The following is a 16684-nucleotide window of genomic DNA, read 5'->3' as shown; positions in this document are numbered from 1 at the left end:
TCTCACATTTAATTGTAATACCACTTATAACAATATGATACCAAAATTCTCAAGAGGATTTTTATTTATTTCAATCCTTTTATTTCCTTTTTTACTTATAGCTAATGATGGTTATGATCTTTGGCTCAACTATAGAAAAATTGAAAATAAAGCATTACTTGACAAATATAACGGAGCATTTAATGACTATTATATTAAAGGGAATTCCGAAACTTTAAAAGCAGCTGAAAATGAACTTAAACTTGCTTTTTCGGGATTACTAGGAACTGAGCCTAAACTTTTGAATTCCATTGAAAATGGATGCATAGTACTGGCAACAAAAAATGAGTCTGTACTTAAAGGGCATATCTCTGCAAAAGATTACGATAAATTAGGTAATGAAGGCTTTATAATCAAATCGGTTAAGATTAATAACAGGAACTGTACATTAATTAGCGCGAATACGGATATAGGTGTTTTATATGGTGTTTTTCATTTTATAAAGCTTATACAAACACAGCAAATAGCCGATAAACTAACTATTACTGAAGTTCCCAGGTTAGATATAAGGGCTTTAAATCATTGGGATAATCTTGATGGTAGTATAGAACGTGGCTATGCCGGTAATTCCTTATGGAAATGGGACGAATTACCTAATACAATTGATAAAAGATATATTGATTATGCAAGGGCAAATGCATCCATAGGAATTAATGCGACTGTGCTGAACAATGTAAACTCCAATCCTAAGATTTTAACTAAAGACTATCTTGAAAAAGTAAAGGCGCTCGCAGATGTTTTCAGACCCTACGGTTTAAAAGTATATCTGTCTGTTTCATTTACTTCTCCAATAAAACTGGGTGGTTTACCTACTGCCGACCCACTTAATCCACAAGTGATTGACTGGTGGGAAGCTAAAGCAAAAGAAATATATACGCTTATCCCGGATTTCGGAGGGTTTTTGGTAAAAGCAAATTCAGAAGGACAGCCGGGACCTCAGGACTATGGGCGTACTCATGCAGATGGAGCCAATATGTTGGCTCAAGCTTTAGAGTCTTATAAAGGGGTTGTAATGTGGAGGGCTTTTGTATACAATAGTGACCCCGAAGAAGACAGGGTTCTTCAGGCTTATAATAGTTTTAAACCTCTTGATAGTCAGTTTAAAGACAATGTACTTGTACAGATAAAAAACGGACCTATAGATTTTCAGCCACGTGAACCTTTTTCTCCGTTATTCGGCGCGATGCCAAATACTTCGCTTATGATGGAGTTCCAAATTACACAGGAATATTTAGGGTTCTCTAATCATTTGGTTTTTCTTTCCACTTTGTACGAAGAAACATTAGACTCGGACACTTATGCTAAAGGAAAGGGAAGTACTGTGAGTAACGTAATTGAAGGGAAATACTCCACTAAAAAGCTTACCGGTATGGCAGGGGTTTCCAATATTGGGAACAGCAGGAATTGGTGCGGACATCCTTTTGCACAATCTAACTGGTATAGTTTAGGGAGATTGGCATGGAATTCTGAAACATCGTCGGAAAGCATAGCTGAAGACTGGATTCGCATGACTTTTTCAAATAATAAAGATTTTATTGAGCCTGTAAAAAAGATGATGTTAGAATCCAGAGAAACTACAGTAGACTACATGACACCTTTGGGACTTAACCATATAATGGCCTATAACACACATAGAGGACCGGGGCCCTGGGTTGATACGGCAGCGCAACCCAACTGGAAATCCACCTATTATCATAGAGCAGATAGTATAGGCATTGGGTTTGACAGAACTACAGGTGGCTCTAATGCCGTGTCACAATATTTTCCTCCTGTAAGGGACAGGTTTAATTCTCTTGAAACATGTCCTGAAAATCTTTTATTATGGTTTCATCATGTTAGCTGGAAACATAAAATGAAGTCAGGAAATACTCTGTGGGATGAAATGTGTCTCCACTATTATAACGGTGTAGATAAAGTAAGGGAAATGCAGTCTTCCTGGAATAAACTAAAATCCTTTATTGATGAAGAGAGGTTTATTAAAGTAAAACAGCTACTTGAAGAGCAGGAAGTGGAAGCTGTGATTTGGAGAAACTCATGCGTACTTTATTTCCAGACTTTTTCTAAAATGCCTATTCCGGAAGAACTGGAAAAACCGGAAAAATCATTAAGCTATTATATCGGCCTAAAATTGGAATAGCTTTTCTTTTTTAATCAATAATTACAATTTTGATATTGATTATCATATTAGTCTTGCTATATGTGCTTCTTGAATATAATTTTAAGCTATATGTTTTAATTATTGTTCTATAAAAGGATATAAAATAAAATATTGACAAATTAGGTGTTATTTTTTTGAGGATAATGTTTTTATCGAATTTTTAACTAAAACGTATTCGTAGCTTTTATGTGTTAGATTTTTAACTTAAAATAAGAAAATTTTACTTTTGGTCTATAACACCATAAGGTAGTTTAAATGATTTAAAAATAGGTTCTTAAATCATAACTGGAAAAATTAAAGGGGTTTTATACCCTGTTTACGAAATCGATTTAGTTGAGGTTGTTTAACCAATACTAGAAAAATTAAACACAAATATTATTAATAACCAACTACTAACTATTATGAAAAAACTCTACAAAGTATCAATTAAATCCCATCGCCTTTTATTGGTTTTGGCGTTAGTCTTTAGTACGCACTTGTGCTGGTCTCAGGATATGAATGTAAGTGGTACAGTTACTTCGGGAGATGATGGTATGGGTATACCGGGTGCTCTGGTTGCAGTTAAAGGGACGACAACCTCTGTTGCAACAGATCTGGACGGTAACTACACTATATCCGCACCCCTAAATGCTGTATTACAATTTTCATTTATAGGATACCAGTCACAGGAAGTTACTGTTACCGGTAGTACTATAAATGTAGTATTACAGGAAGAGGCACAGGTTCTTAGCGAGGTTGTGGTCGTGGGTTATGGTACGCAGCGTAAAGAGGCTGTAACAGGATCTGTTATATCAATTAAAGGAGATGCTATAAGAGAGGTACCGGCACCTAACATAACACAGGCTTTACAAGGCCGCCTTGCGGGGGTCGAAATTAATCAGACCTCATCGCAGCCGGGAGCATCTATGCAGATACGTATAAGAGGTGCACGTTCTCTTACGGCGAGTAATGATCCGCTTATTGTATTAGACGGTATTCCTTTTCCGGGCTCGTTAACAGATATAAGCACAGATGATATTAAAAGTATAGATGTACTTAAAGATGCATCTGCTACAGCAATTTATGGTTCAAGAGGTGCTAACGGTGTAATTTTAATTACTACTAACAAAGGAACCCTTGGGCAAAAAGCAAAATTCTCTTATAACTCTTATTATGGAGTAAGAAACGTATTTTCAGATTATCCAATGATGGATGGAGCTAAATATGCACAATTACGGGCAGATGCAGATATGTTTTCAAATGGAGTTGACGAGTTTGATGATGTTAATACTGATTGGCAGGATTTGTTTTACAGAACAGGTAGTGTACAAAATCATCATTTCAACGTTTCTGGAGGTTCTACTACCGGGAGCTATAGCTTTAGTACAACATACTATAAAGACGAAGGCGTTATACCTCTTCAGGATTATGAGCGTTTTTCGCTGGTTAGTTCATTAGATCAGCAAATAGGCAATTATGTAAGGGTTGGCTTTAATACAAATAACAATTATTCAGTTACTAATGGTAGTACTTTAGGTACTTACGGAGTTATAAGTATGTCACCATTGGCAAACCCTTATAATGAAGACGGTTCCTGGAAGAGGACAGTAAGAATGCCATTGGATGAACAATGGGTTTACTCAAGAGATATAATGAATGATCTGGGCGACAGATTTTTAGATCAGACAAAAGCCTTTGCCTCTTATAATACGGTATATGGAGAAGTAAAAATTCCGGGAGTCGAAGGGTTAAAATACAGATTAAATTTAGGAGGAAACATCCGTATGAGTACAGGAGGTACTTACACAGGACAGGGAGTGTTCAGTACAAATCCTGACACTCCGTCTACAGCTACTGTTAATAACTCTTTTAACAGTAACTGGGCTGTTGAAAACATACTTAGTTATGATCGTACTTTTGCTGAGAAACATACAATAAATGCAATAGCTCTTTACTCGGCACAGGAAAACTTCTTTAACAGTTCTTCCATTTCAGCAAGAGAAATACCTTCAGATGCTTTTCAGTTCTTTAATTTAGGACAGGCTCAGGGAGAAATAACCATTAACCCTGCTAATCAGAGCTATCAGAAGAGTGGATTAGTTTCTTATATGGGGCGTTTAATGTATTCTTATGACGATCGTTATATGGTAAGCGCTACTTTCAGATCAGATGCCTCTTCAAGACTTGCTCCTGGGCATCAATGGCATTCTTATCCGGCTGTTTCTGCAGGATGGAATATTGCTAATGAATCCTTTATGGATGGAGTGGATGAGATCAGTCTTTTAAAATTTAGGATAGGCTATGGTGAAACTTCAAACCAGTCTGTTGATCCATACAAGACTTTAGGATTATTAAGTACAAGACCGTACAATTTTGGAGGTGATTTTGTGACGGGATATTATGTGTCCGAACTTCCAAACCCTAATCTTGGCTGGGAGTTCTCAAAAACATGGAACTACGGACTTGATTTCGGATTATTTAATAATCGTTTATCAGGAACTTTAGAATATTATGTACAAAATACAAATAATGTACTGTTAGGTGTTAATTTACCGCCAACATCAGGAGTAGGTAGCTACACGGCTAATATTGGTGAAACGCAAAATAAAGGTTTTGAGCTTTCTCTTAATGGTGTGATATTAGATAATCCCAGTGGTGTAACATGGAGTGCAGGTTTTAATCTCTACTCTAATAAAAATAAGCTGACAGCATTAGCATCGGGACAGCAGGAAGACGAGGCTAACTGGTGGTTTGTGGGTAAACCGATAAACGTTATTTATGATTACAATAAACTAGGACTATGGCAGGAGGGAGACCCTTATCTGGATATATTAGAGCCGGGAGGAAATGTAGGTATGATTAGGGTAGAATATACCGGTGATTATAATGAAGACGGCACCCCAACAAGAGCTATTGGCCCGGATGATCGTCAGGTTTTGGATGTTAATCCTGATTTTCAGGGAGGTTTCAATACTAATGTAAATTATAAGAATTTTGATTTTGGTATAGTGGGAGGTTTCCAGAGCGGAGGTATACTTATAAGTACACTTTACGGTTCTTCCGGATATTTAAATATGCTTAACGGCCGTAGAGGTAACGTTGATGTTGATTACTGGACTCCGGAAAATACAGGAGCTAAATATCCTAAACCGGGAGGTATAACAAACGGAGATAATCCGAAATACGGAAGTACATTAGGTTATTTTGATGCTTCTTATGTAAAGATCAGAACCATTAGCCTTGGCTATACCTTTAATCAGGACTTTATTAAAAAGGCCGGAATAGACAAATTAAGGCTTTATACTACGGTACAAAATGCATTTGTATTATACTCTCCTTATCACAAGGAAACTGGTCTTGATCCTGAGCCTAACTCATATGGAGATCAAAACGCAGCCGTAACTACCAGTTATCAGAGAAGGTTACTTACAGTAGGTACAAATACACCTGCGACACGTACTTTTATGTTTGGTTTAAATCTAACATTCTAAAAATCAATTATGAAAAATTTAAAAATAAAAATTATAGCAACTACCCTTTTTACAGCCATACTGTTTATGGGATGTAGTGATGAAATTTTAGATGAACAGCCTCGCAGTATTTATACTCCTGATTATTTTAAAACTGAAGAAGGAGTTTACGGAGGTTTAACATCAATGTATGCACATTTAAGGTATATATACGGACAGGCATATTACTACAACAGTTGTCTTACAGGAACGGATGAGGTAACCTACGCCCAAAGTGCAGATGCCAACTTTAAGGATATGGATCTTTCGGGAGTAGGACAGGTAACCAGTGTTACAAGCCGTGCAGATGTTTTATGGAATGCCGCTTTTCCTAATATTAATACTGCAAATGGTATAATAGAAAATGCTACGGAAGTAGGTACAATACCTGAAGCACTTATATCGGAAGCAAGGTTCTTTCGGGCATTTGATTATTTTATGCTGGTACAAACATTTGGTGGTGTACCATTAGACTTAGGAGCAGGAGAGTTAAGGTTCAATACAAATCCGGTAAGGACATCCGTGCGTAATACAGTTCCCGAAGTATATACTAAAGTAATATTCCCGGACCTACTAACAGCGATTAACGATTTACCTGAAGCCGGACGTGTAACCGGGGGTGTAACAAAAACAGTAGCAAGGCTGTATCTTGCAAAAGCATACTTAACATATGCATGGTGGCTGGAAAACCCTAACGGAATACCAACTTATCCTGATACCTCCAGAGTAGACCCTGACGGACAAAGCGCACAGTGGTACTACCAGCAGGCTTATGATATTGCTGTAGAAGCTATAGATAATCCGGGGCCCTTTGCTCTACAACAAACCTATTATGATGTTAATTTAGGTTCTAACGACCGTAATAATGAGATACTATTATATGCAGATCATACCGAATCCAGTGAGTTTTATAATGGGGCCAGTCTAACCTATAGTAATGGTGCAGCTCCTGATAATTTTGCCGGATGGATGATGACTTGGAACTACACTAATGTAAGAAGCGCAGCTGATACCGGACACGAAACCCTTATAAGTTCGGTGCAACGTGAGGCTTCTCAGGCTCTTGGGCGTCCCTGGACACGTATGTGTCCTACTATAGATGTAGTAACCAATACATTTGCAGATAAGACTAATGATTCACGATACGATGGAACCTTTACCACTGTTTATCGTGGTAACTGGCCTAAAGGCGGAGTATCTAATCCGTTTTTATATAATGCTAACAATATGGAGGTTTATCCGGGCGATGCCATATTAACTTTCTTAAACGAAGAACCTGCTGAAGCTATAGATTATTCAAACTCTGTATACAAGAGCAATATTGGCGCTGGTGTGTTACCGGGAAGGGCAGACTATGTAATATCGCCACAAGGGATAAGCAGACTTACCTATCCGGGCCTATGGAAATTAGGAACTTACCGTACCGATAACGGAAGCGGATTAGGACAGCCAAATGCAGCGAGTACACGTCCGTTTAATGTTGCCAAGTTCTCTGAGCTATATTTTATAGCCGCAGAAGCCAATGTGAAAGGAGCAGCGCCGCAAGGAGGTAAAACAGCTTATGATTTAATAAATGTTATCCGTGCCCGTGCAGGTATGTGGCGTTGGGATAACAATGGCAATATGGTTAAGAATGAAGACAATAGTGCTGCAATGGTAGCTGCAACACCAACAAATATTGATATTAACTATATTCTTGCCGAGCGTTCACGTGAGTTTTATGGAGAAGGATATCGTTGGTTTGATCTAGTACGCACACAAAAATGGGGTGAGTTAGCTTCAACCTACACTATTTGTGGTTCGGGAATAGGAGATCATACACCACAAACCATTCAGCGTAATATTGAACCTTATTTGTATTTACGACCAATTCCTCAGGGGCAGCTTGATGCTATGGAAGGAAGTACACAAAATTATCAGAATCCAGGATATAATTAAATTAGTTTGTGTTAAGTTGAGTTTAAACCTGCGACAGTAACTGTTGCAGGTTTAATTTTTTATATTAATAAAAATTTTTGTAATTTATTACTATAAATGGATTATTTATTGATATTTTATTGAAAATTATTATAATTGCCTTACCAATTAATCAACACAATTATAAATGGCTAATATTACAATAAAAGATATTGCAAAAGCACTTAATTTCTCTGTTTCCACTATCTCTAAAGCTTTAAATAACAGCTATGAAATAAGTGCCGAAACAAGGAAAATAATAATTGATTATGCTAACCAGCATAATTACCGGCCTAATAGGCTGGCAAAGAGCCTTAAGATAGGGCATACAAACTCAATTGGTGTAATTGTAAACTCTTTTTTTAGCAGTACTTTTTTAGCACAGGTATTAGATGGTATCCATAAAGCATCATATGAGGTAGGCAGTGATATCATTATAATGCAGAGCTATGAAAATGTGGACAATGAACGTGCCTGTCTGGATTCTTTAATTTCTAAAGGCGTAGACGGCATTTTGTTAGCTCCGGTTAGTGAGACATCAAATTCAGATTATATAAATCTAATTAATGAAAAGCACTGCCCGGTTGTGTTGTTTGACAGGATAAACCCTGATATTAAAACCACCAAGATAGGTGTAAATGAATACAAGGGTGCTTTAGAGGCTACCCAACATCTTATTGATATTAACAGGAAAAGAATATTATTTATAACGGGAGATAAATTTGGGGATAATAACCAAAGGATTCAGGGTTTTAAAAAAGCATTAAAGAATTTAGATATACCAATTAACCCCCGATATATGGTTTTCTGCAATCTGGAAAATACCGATGAACTGGATGAAAAAATAAGTAAGTCAATATTAGAGTTAAGAGAGCAGAATATAGCCCCTAATGCCATATTTGGCGCTACAGATGTTATTACTACCAGAAGCCTTGGTATTTTAGCTAAATTAAAAATAAAGGTACCGGATGAAATTGCCGTAATAGGTTTTGCGAATACCGATATTCCTTTTTCTCTTAATCCTTCACTTTCTGCTATAAGGCAACCTGCAAAAGACATGGGTTATATGGCTCTTAAAAAACTCCTTGAGCTTATAGAATGTGAATCAAACACAAAAAGGGCTTCACTGTATGAAACCGTACTGCTTGATACTTCAATAAATATAAGAAACTCGACAACCCTGCAATAAGTATTATTTTAGTTTAGGCACCAAAATTTTCATTATAAACCAGGCAAACAGATAGGCAACCGCGCAAAAACTGAATACTATTGTATATCCCATTGTAAGGTCTCCCGAAGCTTTATAGGCATCAAAAAGTTTACCCACAAGAAAGGATGTCAAAGCCCCTCCAATACTTCCGGCCATAGTACCTATGCCTATTACGCTGGCTATTGCAGATTTGGGGAACATATCAGATACTGTTGAGTACAGGTTTGCAGACCATGCCTGATGTGCAGAGGCACACGTTCCTATTAAAAGCACCGGAATCCAGAATGTTATTTCTCCCAATGGCTGAACTAATAACACAACCAATGGGATTAAAGCTATAAAAAACATTGCTTTTCGTCTTGCAGGTGCGGTATCATATCCTTTTTTTATAAAGTATAACGGAAACCATCCGCCACAAATACTACCTACCATGGTCATGCTGTATAACACTGCCAGCGGCAGGGTAATATCGGTATTTTTCAATCCAAATTGTGAGGTTAAGTAGGAGGGAAGCCAAAATAGCAGGAACCACCATACTCCGTCTGTAAAAAATTTACCCAATGTAAAAGCCCATGTTTCTCTAAAAGCCAGTAATTTAAACCATGAAGTTTTAGTTTCCTTTATTTCTTCAGGATTTATACTGTTAACTTCACTATCTTCTGTTATATATTCATATTCCTGAGCCGTTAACCTTTTTTGTTTTGAAGGCTCATCATAATAGATCCACCAGAAAACAAGCCATACAAAACCTAAAGATCCTATTATAATAAATGAACTTTCCCAACCTAGGTGATAAGCTATCCAGGGCACAGTAAGCGGTGCCAGAATAGCCCCTATATTTGATCCGGAGTTAAAAATACCTGTAGCCAGCGACCTTTCTTTTTTCGGAAAATATTCTGCTGTAGCCTTAATAGCAGCAGGGAAATTGGCCGATTCACCAATTGCAAGTATTGCCCTTGCTATGATGAATCCTGCCACTGAGACAGAAATACCTGTAACTCCCAATATTCCTAAAAGATCTGAAGTTCCCTTACCTATAGGAATGGCAAAAGCATGTAATACAGCTCCTATAGACCACACTATTAAAGCTATGGCATATCCTTTTTTTGTACCTATCTTATCTATAAGCCTACCGGAAAGTAAGGTAAATAAGCCATAAGTAAGTTGAAAAACTGCTGTAATCAACCCGTAATCAGTATTGGTCCAGTTTAACTCTTCTTCAAGAATCGGATGTAATAGACTTAGTACCTGTCTGTCTAAATAGTTTATGGTTGTACCAAAAAAGAGCAGTGTACAAATTGTCCAACGATAATTACCAATATTGTTTATGAGTTTTGTTTTATCCATCTATATTAACTTTGGTTAAGGTTAAAGTATTTTTTTGCATTGTGGTAACAGATATCGGAAATTACAGATCCTATCCAGTGAACATCATTAGGCAGGTATCCTTTTTTGATATCCTCTGCAAAGAGGTTACACAACAGCCTTCTGAAATATTCGTGACGTGAATAGGAAAGGAAACTTCGTGAGTCTGTAAGCATACCGATAAAAGTGCTTATAAGCCCCTGATTTGATAATACATTCATCTGATTTGTCATTCCGTCAAGTTGGTCTAAAAACCACCAGCCTGATCCGTATTGAATTTTTCCCCTTATACCTTCCCCCTGAAAGTTTCCTGTCATTGTTGCAAATAGGGTATTGTCTGCCGGGTTAAGGTTGTATAATATGGTTTTAGATAATTTATTATCAGATTCCAACTCGTTTAGTAATGCAGATAATGTTTCAGCCTGCTTGTAATCTCCTACGGAATCAAACCCGGTATCACGACCTAAAACCGAAACTTTATATGCATTACTGTTTCTTAAGGCTCCTAAATGAAATTGCTGTACCCATCCTTTTTCATAATACATTTTGCATAATTCAACCAGCATGAAATAGGTAAAACTTTCTTTTATTTCTATAGCTTTACTGTCATTACCGTTTAAAACCTCTTTAAATATTTTCTCAATATCAGTTTTACTATTCTTTCCTTTATGAGGTATTGCACTTAATCCATGATCTGAAGATACACACCCTGCATCATTAAAATAATTGATTCTTATCTTAAAAGCATTTAGTAAAGATTCCAAATCTGTTATTTCTGTATGGGTAAACTCTCCTAATTTTTGGACATAGTTTCTGAATTTATTTCCGGAATCAATGTTAAATATTCTGTCCGGACGAAAAGTAGGCAGTACTTTGACCTTTGATTCATCATTACGAATTTTAAGGTGATCTTCAAGTGAATCAAGGGGATCATCTGTAGTACCAACCATCTCCACATTAAAATTGTTTAATAATCCTTTTGGAGAAAAAGCCTGAGATTGAAGTTTTTCAGAAGTTACATCATAAATTTTACGGGCAGTGTCCTGATTTAAAAGTTCCGTTATACCAAAGGGGTTTTTAAGTTCCATATGTGTCCAGTGAAATAACGGATTTCTTAAGGTATGAGGTACTGTTTGTGCCCATTTTAAGAATTTTTCATAATCAGAAGCAGCACCTGTTATGTACTTTTCCTCAATGCCTAAAGCCCTCATGGCTCTCCATTTATAGTGGTCGCCTTTTAGCCAGACATCTGTTATGTTCTCAAAGTTTATATCATTAGCAATTGCAGAAGGGGAGAGATGGGAATGATAATCTATTATAGGCTGATTTTGAGCATAGTTAAAGTATAACTGCTCTGCAATATCAGATTCAAGAATAAAATTATCTTTTAAAAAGAAAGACATAGTGTAATTTTAATGTTATTGTCCGGTAATTCCTAATTCTAGGCCCCGAAGTTCTGCCAACCCTTTTAACCTGCCAATGGCAGAATAGCCAGGATGTGATGTTTTGTTAAGGTCGTCTAGTATCTGATGTCCGTGATCAGGTCTGAAAGGTATAGGGACGGAGCGGTTATTATTCTCTTCTACGATAGCCTTCATTATTTTATACATATTGACATCACCATCTAAATGATCGGCTTCATAAAAATTACCAAGCTTATCCTTTTTCACATTTCTCAGATGTATAAAATACACCCTTTTTTTTACGGCTTCAAATATTTCAGGTATATCATTATGGCTACCTGCCCCTAAAGAGCCTGTGCAAAAACATATCCCATTAAAATCATCCTTAACCTCATTAATTATATACTCAAGATCTTCTTTATTACTTACAATTCTCGGTAGTCCTAATATAGGGTAGGGAGGATCATCCGGATGGATTGTCATCTTTATTCCTTCCTCTTTGCAAACATCAGCAATTGATTTAAGGAAAAAAACAAGGTTTTCCCTTAATCCCTTATGACCAATTGACTGATAAATTTCTATACTTTGCTGTAAAGTTTCCAGAGTAGTACTGCTTTCCCCTGGCACACCCATGAGAATTATATCTTTTAAAGTGTTACTTTCCTGTATACTAATAGTGTCTTTTATTTTTTCTGCCTGTTCTAAAACAACATCAGAATAGTCTTTTTCGGCATCTTTTCGTTTAAGAAGGTATATATCAAAGTAAGCAACAGAGGCCCATTCGAAGTAAAGCGCTTTTGCACCATTATTAAGTTCCAGGTCAAGTTTTGTTCGAGTCCAGTCTAACACAGGCATAAAATTATAACAAACTGTTTTTAAGCCACATTCACTCAGGTTTTTTAGTGATGTCTTGTAATTAGACAGATACACTTCTGCATGTTTACTACGTGTTTTTATGGCTTCGTGGACAGGAACACTTTCTACTACAGACCACGTTAAACCTGCATCTTCAATCTGTTTTTTTCTTTTTTGAATTTCTTCTACAGTCCAAATCTCACCATGAGGAACATGATGTAGGGCAGATACTATTCCAGTAGCTCCAGCCTGTTTTATATCCTGAAGGCTAACGGTATCATCAGGGCCATACCATCTCCAGGTCTGTTCAAGTTTATTTTTGTAAGTACTCATAAATCAATATAATTATACGCCACACCATGCATTAAAGCCGCCATCAACAAAAATTGTTTCACCATTTACAAAGGCAGAAGCATCGCTTAATAAATATACTAAGGTACCCTGTAATTCTTTAGGATTACCAAGTCGTGAGTAAGGAGTATTGTCAACAAATCTTTTTGCACGTGAAGTAAAGCTTCCATCTGCGTTTGTTAACAGGGTACGGTTTTGTTCGGTAAGAAATACCCCGGGGGCAATAGCATTAACACGTACCTTATCGCCGTAACGTAGTGACAGCTCTGTAGCCATCCATTTAGTATAACCGTCTATCCCATGTTTTGCTACAGTATAACCTAAAACACGGGTAATGGATCTGCTGGCAGCAAGAGAAGAAATATTTATAATTGAACCTTTACCTTTTTCCGCTATTATTTGTCCAAAAACTTGGGTTGGGATTATGGTGCCATAAAGGTTCAATTCGATAGCTTTTATGGTGTCAGACACTTTTGAGTCAAAAAGATTTTGATTTGGTTCAAAAGTTGCTCCAGGAATATTGCCTCCCGCAGCATTTACCAAACCATCAATTGTTCCAAAATGAGTTAATATAATATCTCTGGCCTTTTTTACGTCTGTTTCATCCAGCACATCAGCTATAACAGCAATAGCTTCTGCTCCATATTTAGCAGCCAGTTTTACCCTTGCATCAGCCTTTTCTTTATTACGCCCCAAAACAGCTATTTTTCCTCCGGCCTGTGCAATTGCCTCTATAAAGGATTCGCCCAAAACACCGGTTCCACCTGTTACGACTATAACTTTATCCTTTAAGGAGAAAGAGTCTAAAATATCCATAGTAAAATATTGGTTTATAATCTTTTTTCAATATTCAATATTACCTTTAAAATTCAAGAAAGGTTATTTATTACAAATATTTCAGCTAAAACGTATTCGTAAGTTTAGATAGCTCTTGTAAGTATAGCTATTTTAAATATTTTATTTTTGAAGAGTAGGCTGTGCTTAAAAATAGCGGTCTTAATAAAAAGATTCTGAAAATTTGGATGAAATTACTCTTTTACGAAACCATAAGATATGCTGCTTTGGAGAAGCATTGCTTCGTTTTGCTTTAAAAGAAAGTTGGGTTTCTGATTCTTCTATTCCTTATTACATAGGAGGAGCAGAACTAAATGTTGCAACTGCGCTGGCATTATGGGATATTCCTGTAAATTACCTTACAGCCTTACCGGATAATTATATTGGGAAGGATATAGGCAATCAGATCAGACACAGAGGAATTAATACGGACAAAGTTTTTTATTCAGGAAATAGGTTGGGTATATATTACCTGCCTTATGGGGCTGAAGTTAAAAATAATGGAGTAGTATATGACAGGGATTTCTCCTCCTTTTCACAATTAAAGCCCGGCACGATTGATTGGGATAGGGTTTTTGAAGACTGTACGTGGTTTCATTTTAGTGCTATTAACCCAGCTCTTAATAAAAATATTGCCCTTATTTGTAAAGAAGCTGTCACTGCTGCATCTGCAAAAGGTATAACAATATCAACAGACCTTAATTACAGGAATAAATTATGGAAGTATGGTGAGTTGCCCGATAAAATAATGCCTGGCTTAGTTCGTGACTGTAATGTAATAATGGGAAACATTTGGGCTATAGAAAGTCTATTAGGAATACCTGCATCTCTTGCTGACAGTAAAAACGCTTCTAACGAGGAATTGAAGGAAGCAGCATTAATAAGTATAGGAAGAATACGGGAAAAGTATCAAAAGGTTCATACAGTTGCTCTTACCTATAGGTTAAAGGAGTCTTATTTTGGTGTATTGCAAAAAGAAGATACTTTTTTTACCTCAAATATTTTTGAAAACATATCTGTTACAGACAGTGTAGGGAGTGGTGATTGTTTTATGGCAGGGCTTATTTACGGCATATGTAATAAATTTCCTTCTCAGGACATAATTAATTTTGCTGCTGCTGCTGCAGTAGGTAAACTTGCTGAATCCGGCGATGCAACAAAGCAATCAGTTGAGCAGATTAAAAGAATTTTAAGTAATGCGAGATAAAGAAATTATATATAATCGTATAAAAAGTGAGGGGATACTTCCCTTGTTTTATCATGATGATACCGAGGTTTGTATTGCAGTTACAAAAGCTTTATTTAAAGCAAATATTTCAATAATTGAGTTTACCAATAGGGGAAAAAATGCAATAAAAAATCTGCAGGCTATCATAAAGGAACGTGATAGTTCAATGCCTGGTCTTCATATAGGTGTTGGTACAGTAACCAATGCCGATGAAGCTAATTTATTTATTGAACTTGGAGCAGATTTTTTGGTAAGTCCTTTTTTTGATGAATCAGTTAATAAAGCCGCAGTAAAAGCAAAAGTCCCATACTTTCCCGGATGTATGACTCCGCGAGAAATTCATCTTGCTGCAGCTGCCGGATGTACTATTATTAAACTGTTTCCCGGAAATGTGTTGGGACCGGCATTTGTTGAGGCAATACGCCCTCTGTTTAATAATATTGATTTTATAGTAACAGGAGGTGTAGAAACTAATCAGGAAAATATTGCTTCCTGGTTTCAAAGCGGAGTATCGGCTGTAGGTTTAGGGAGTAAACTGATAACTAAAAATATACTTGCGAATAAAGATTATAATTCATTGACGGAAGTAGCCGTTTCCGTTAAAGCTTTAATAAACCAAATAAAGAACAATAATCGTTAATCGGATAATAATATAATTCATTATTTGTTTGATTACATCTTCAGTAAAGCCTCTTTAAATACCTGCATTACACCTTAAATGATTTACAAAGTGGAAAAAAAGATTAATAAAGAGTCAGGAAAAACCACAGAAAAGTCAGTAATGAACTCCATTACAATTGACTGTGTAATATTTGGTTTCGATAAAAACGGGCTTGAAGTACTTCTTGTTGAACACGGTGTTGGTATACGTAAAGGGGAGTGGGGTTTACCCGGCGGATGGATAAGAGAAAAGGAAAGTATAGACAGTGCAGCTCAGCGGCTTCTTGCAGACCTGACGGGTCTTAATAATGTTTATTTGGAGCAGTTGAAAGCGTTTGGTCAACCAAATCGTTTTCCATTAGGTAGGGTAATAACCATAGGCTACTTTGCATTAATAATGCGTGATGATTATACCATTCAGCCAGGTTTTACAGCTTCTGATGCAAAATGGTATAAGATAAATGAAATACCTAATCTAATTTATGACCATAATGCCATACTTGATTACAGTATAGAATGCCTTCGCAACCGTGTAAGACAGGCTCCTATAGGTTTTAATTTACTACCTGATAAATTTACGCTTTTGGAACTAATGCGATTGTATGAAGAGATTTTGGGAGTTGAGATGGATAAATCCAACTTCAGGAGGAAAATACTTAAAATGAAGTTACTTGTTGAACTTAATGAAAAGCAAAAGAAAGTTTCTCATAGAGCTGCTAAATTATATGAGTTTGATCAAAAAATATATGATAAGCTAACAGAAAAGGGGTTTAGCTTTGAGATTTAATTGATTATTCAAATAATATTATAAAAACAAAAAACCTTAAAACGTATGTTTTAAGGTTTTTTGTTTTAAAGTTTCTTTTGAAACTTCCTTTGGCGGAGAAAGAGGCTCCGTAACCTTATTTAAAACACCAGTATTTACTGGGTATTCACAATACTATCTGAAACAGGGTAACTATGAAATTTTTAGTAAATATAGTTTTTTATTATGACTTCTCGATGAAGAAATTAGCAAGCCTTTATATTGCTAAATTTCAGGGTAGTAAGGTACAATAGGGATACAGTTTTCATCCAAATATGTACAAACATTACAAACAAACCATTCGTTTGATTTTCAAAGATATATCGACACAT

The 16684-nt window shown here is 36.3% G+C and carries 11 protein-coding genes; 7 read left to right on the top strand and 4 right to left on the bottom strand.

From position 1 onward, the window contains the following. Window positions 1–34: 34 nt before the first annotated feature. The 4 genes from FUA48_RS15840 to FUA48_RS15825 all read left to right on the top strand — a co-directional run bounded on the left by FUA48_RS15840 (window position 35) and on the right by FUA48_RS15825 (window position 8830). Window positions 35–2176, top strand: a complete 2142-nt coding sequence (locus FUA48_RS15840; protein WP_147584432.1) for an alpha-glucuronidase family glycosyl hydrolase — start codon at window positions 35–37, stop codon at window positions 2174–2176. Between the two features lie 422 nt (window positions 2177–2598). Next, the gene (locus tag FUA48_RS15835) at window positions 2599–5667 is read left to right on the top strand and encodes a SusC/RagA family TonB-linked outer membrane protein (protein ID WP_147584431.1); all 3069 of its coding nucleotides are present in this window, start codon (window positions 2599–2601) and stop codon (window positions 5665–5667) included. A 9-nt stretch (window positions 5668–5676) separates the two neighbouring features. Next, the gene (locus FUA48_RS15830) at window positions 5677–7623 is read left to right on the top strand and encodes a RagB/SusD family nutrient uptake outer membrane protein (RefSeq protein WP_147584430.1); all 1947 of its coding nucleotides are present in this window, start codon (window positions 5677–5679) and stop codon (window positions 7621–7623) included. A 166-nt stretch (window positions 7624–7789) separates the two neighbouring features. Beyond that, the gene (locus tag FUA48_RS15825; RefSeq protein WP_147584429.1) at window positions 7790–8830 is read left to right on the top strand and encodes a LacI family DNA-binding transcriptional regulator; all 1041 of its coding nucleotides are present in this window, start codon (window positions 7790–7792) and stop codon (window positions 8828–8830) included. A 3-nt stretch (window positions 8831–8833) separates the two neighbouring features. On the opposite strand, the gene FUA48_RS15820 is transcribed toward FUA48_RS15825, so the two are convergent. From FUA48_RS15820 to FUA48_RS15805, 4 genes are read right to left on the bottom strand one after another with little or no spacing between them, the layout of a single operon-like run. Continuing rightward, the gene (locus FUA48_RS15820) at window positions 8834–10198 is read right to left on the bottom strand and encodes an MFS transporter (protein ID WP_147584428.1); all 1365 of its coding nucleotides are present in this window, start codon (window positions 10196–10198) and stop codon (window positions 8834–8836) included. Window positions 10199–10203: 5 nt separating this feature from the next. Then, entirely contained in the window at window positions 10204–11619 is a 1416-nt protein-coding gene (gene uxaC / locus FUA48_RS15815) for a glucuronate isomerase (protein WP_147584427.1), read from the bottom strand. A 15-nt stretch (window positions 11620–11634) separates the two neighbouring features. Continuing rightward, on the bottom strand, window positions 11635–12807 hold the full coding sequence (gene uxuA, locus FUA48_RS15810) for a mannonate dehydratase (RefSeq protein WP_147584426.1): 1173 nt from the start codon (window positions 12805–12807) through the stop codon (window positions 11635–11637). Between the two features lie 12 nt (window positions 12808–12819). Continuing rightward, complete coding sequence (locus FUA48_RS15805) at window positions 12820–13641, bottom strand: SDR family oxidoreductase (protein ID WP_147584425.1); 822 nt, start codon at window positions 13639–13641, stop codon at window positions 12820–12822. A gap of 202 nt (window positions 13642–13843) precedes the next feature. Here FUA48_RS15805 and FUA48_RS15800 point away from each other — a divergent pair, with 202 nt between their 5' ends. The 3 genes from FUA48_RS15800 (at window position 13844) to FUA48_RS15790 (ending at window position 16334) form a co-directional block, all read left to right on the top strand. Continuing rightward, window positions 13844–14866: a sugar kinase gene (locus tag FUA48_RS15800; RefSeq protein WP_240732496.1), complete on the top strand. Its 1023-nt coding sequence runs from the start codon at window positions 13844–13846 to the stop codon at window positions 14864–14866. Further along, on the top strand, window positions 14856–15527 hold the full coding sequence (locus FUA48_RS15795; RefSeq protein ID WP_147584424.1) for a beta/alpha barrel domain-containing protein: 672 nt from the start codon (window positions 14856–14858) through the stop codon (window positions 15525–15527). Before FUA48_RS15800 ends, FUA48_RS15795 begins: the two co-directional genes overlap by 11 nt. 141 nt (window positions 15528–15668) lie before the next feature. After that, a complete protein-coding gene (locus FUA48_RS15790; protein WP_240732593.1) occupies window positions 15669–16334 on the top strand; it encodes an NrtR DNA-binding winged helix domain-containing protein in 666 nt (221 codons plus the stop codon). Window positions 16335–16684 lie beyond the last annotated feature (350 nt).

This window comes from Flavobacterium alkalisoli (assembly GCF_008000935.1).
GTDB lineage: Bacteria > Bacteroidota > Bacteroidia > Flavobacteriales > Flavobacteriaceae > Flavobacterium > Flavobacterium alkalisoli.
The sequence above is the reverse complement of the archived record's forward strand: the minus strand, read 5'-3'. Positions and strand labels throughout refer to the sequence as shown.

Bases quoted from the DNA above. Each gene is read 5' to 3' on its own strand.
- uxaC (WP_147584427.1), bottom strand. From the start codon at position 11,619: ATGTCTTTCTTTTTAAAAGATAATTTTATTCTTGAATCTGATATTGCA.
- FUA48_RS15795 (WP_147584424.1), top strand. From the start codon at position 14,856: ATGCGAGATAAAGAAATTATATATAATCGTATAAAAAGTGAGGGGATA.
- FUA48_RS15805 (WP_147584425.1), bottom strand. From the start codon at position 13,641: ATGGATATTTTAGACTCTTTCTCCTTAAAGGATAAAGTTATAGTCGTA.
- FUA48_RS15830 (WP_147584430.1), top strand. From the start codon at position 5,677: ATGAAAAATTTAAAAATAAAAATTATAGCAACTACCCTTTTTACAGCC.
- FUA48_RS15820 (WP_147584428.1), bottom strand. From the start codon at position 10,198: ATGGATAAAACAAAACTCATAAACAATATTGGTAATTATCGTTGGACA.
- FUA48_RS15835 (WP_147584431.1), top strand. From the start codon at position 2,599: ATGAAAAAACTCTACAAAGTATCAATTAAATCCCATCGCCTTTTATTG.
- uxuA (WP_147584426.1), bottom strand. From the start codon at position 12,807: ATGAGTACTTACAAAAATAAACTTGAACAGACCTGGAGATGGTATGGC.
- FUA48_RS15840 (WP_147584432.1), top strand. From the start codon at position 35: ATGATACCAAAATTCTCAAGAGGATTTTTATTTATTTCAATCCTTTTA.
- FUA48_RS15825 (WP_147584429.1), top strand. From the start codon at position 7,790: ATGGCTAATATTACAATAAAAGATATTGCAAAAGCACTTAATTTCTCT.
- FUA48_RS15790 (WP_240732593.1), top strand. From the start codon at position 15,669: ATGAACTCCATTACAATTGACTGTGTAATATTTGGTTTCGATAAAAAC.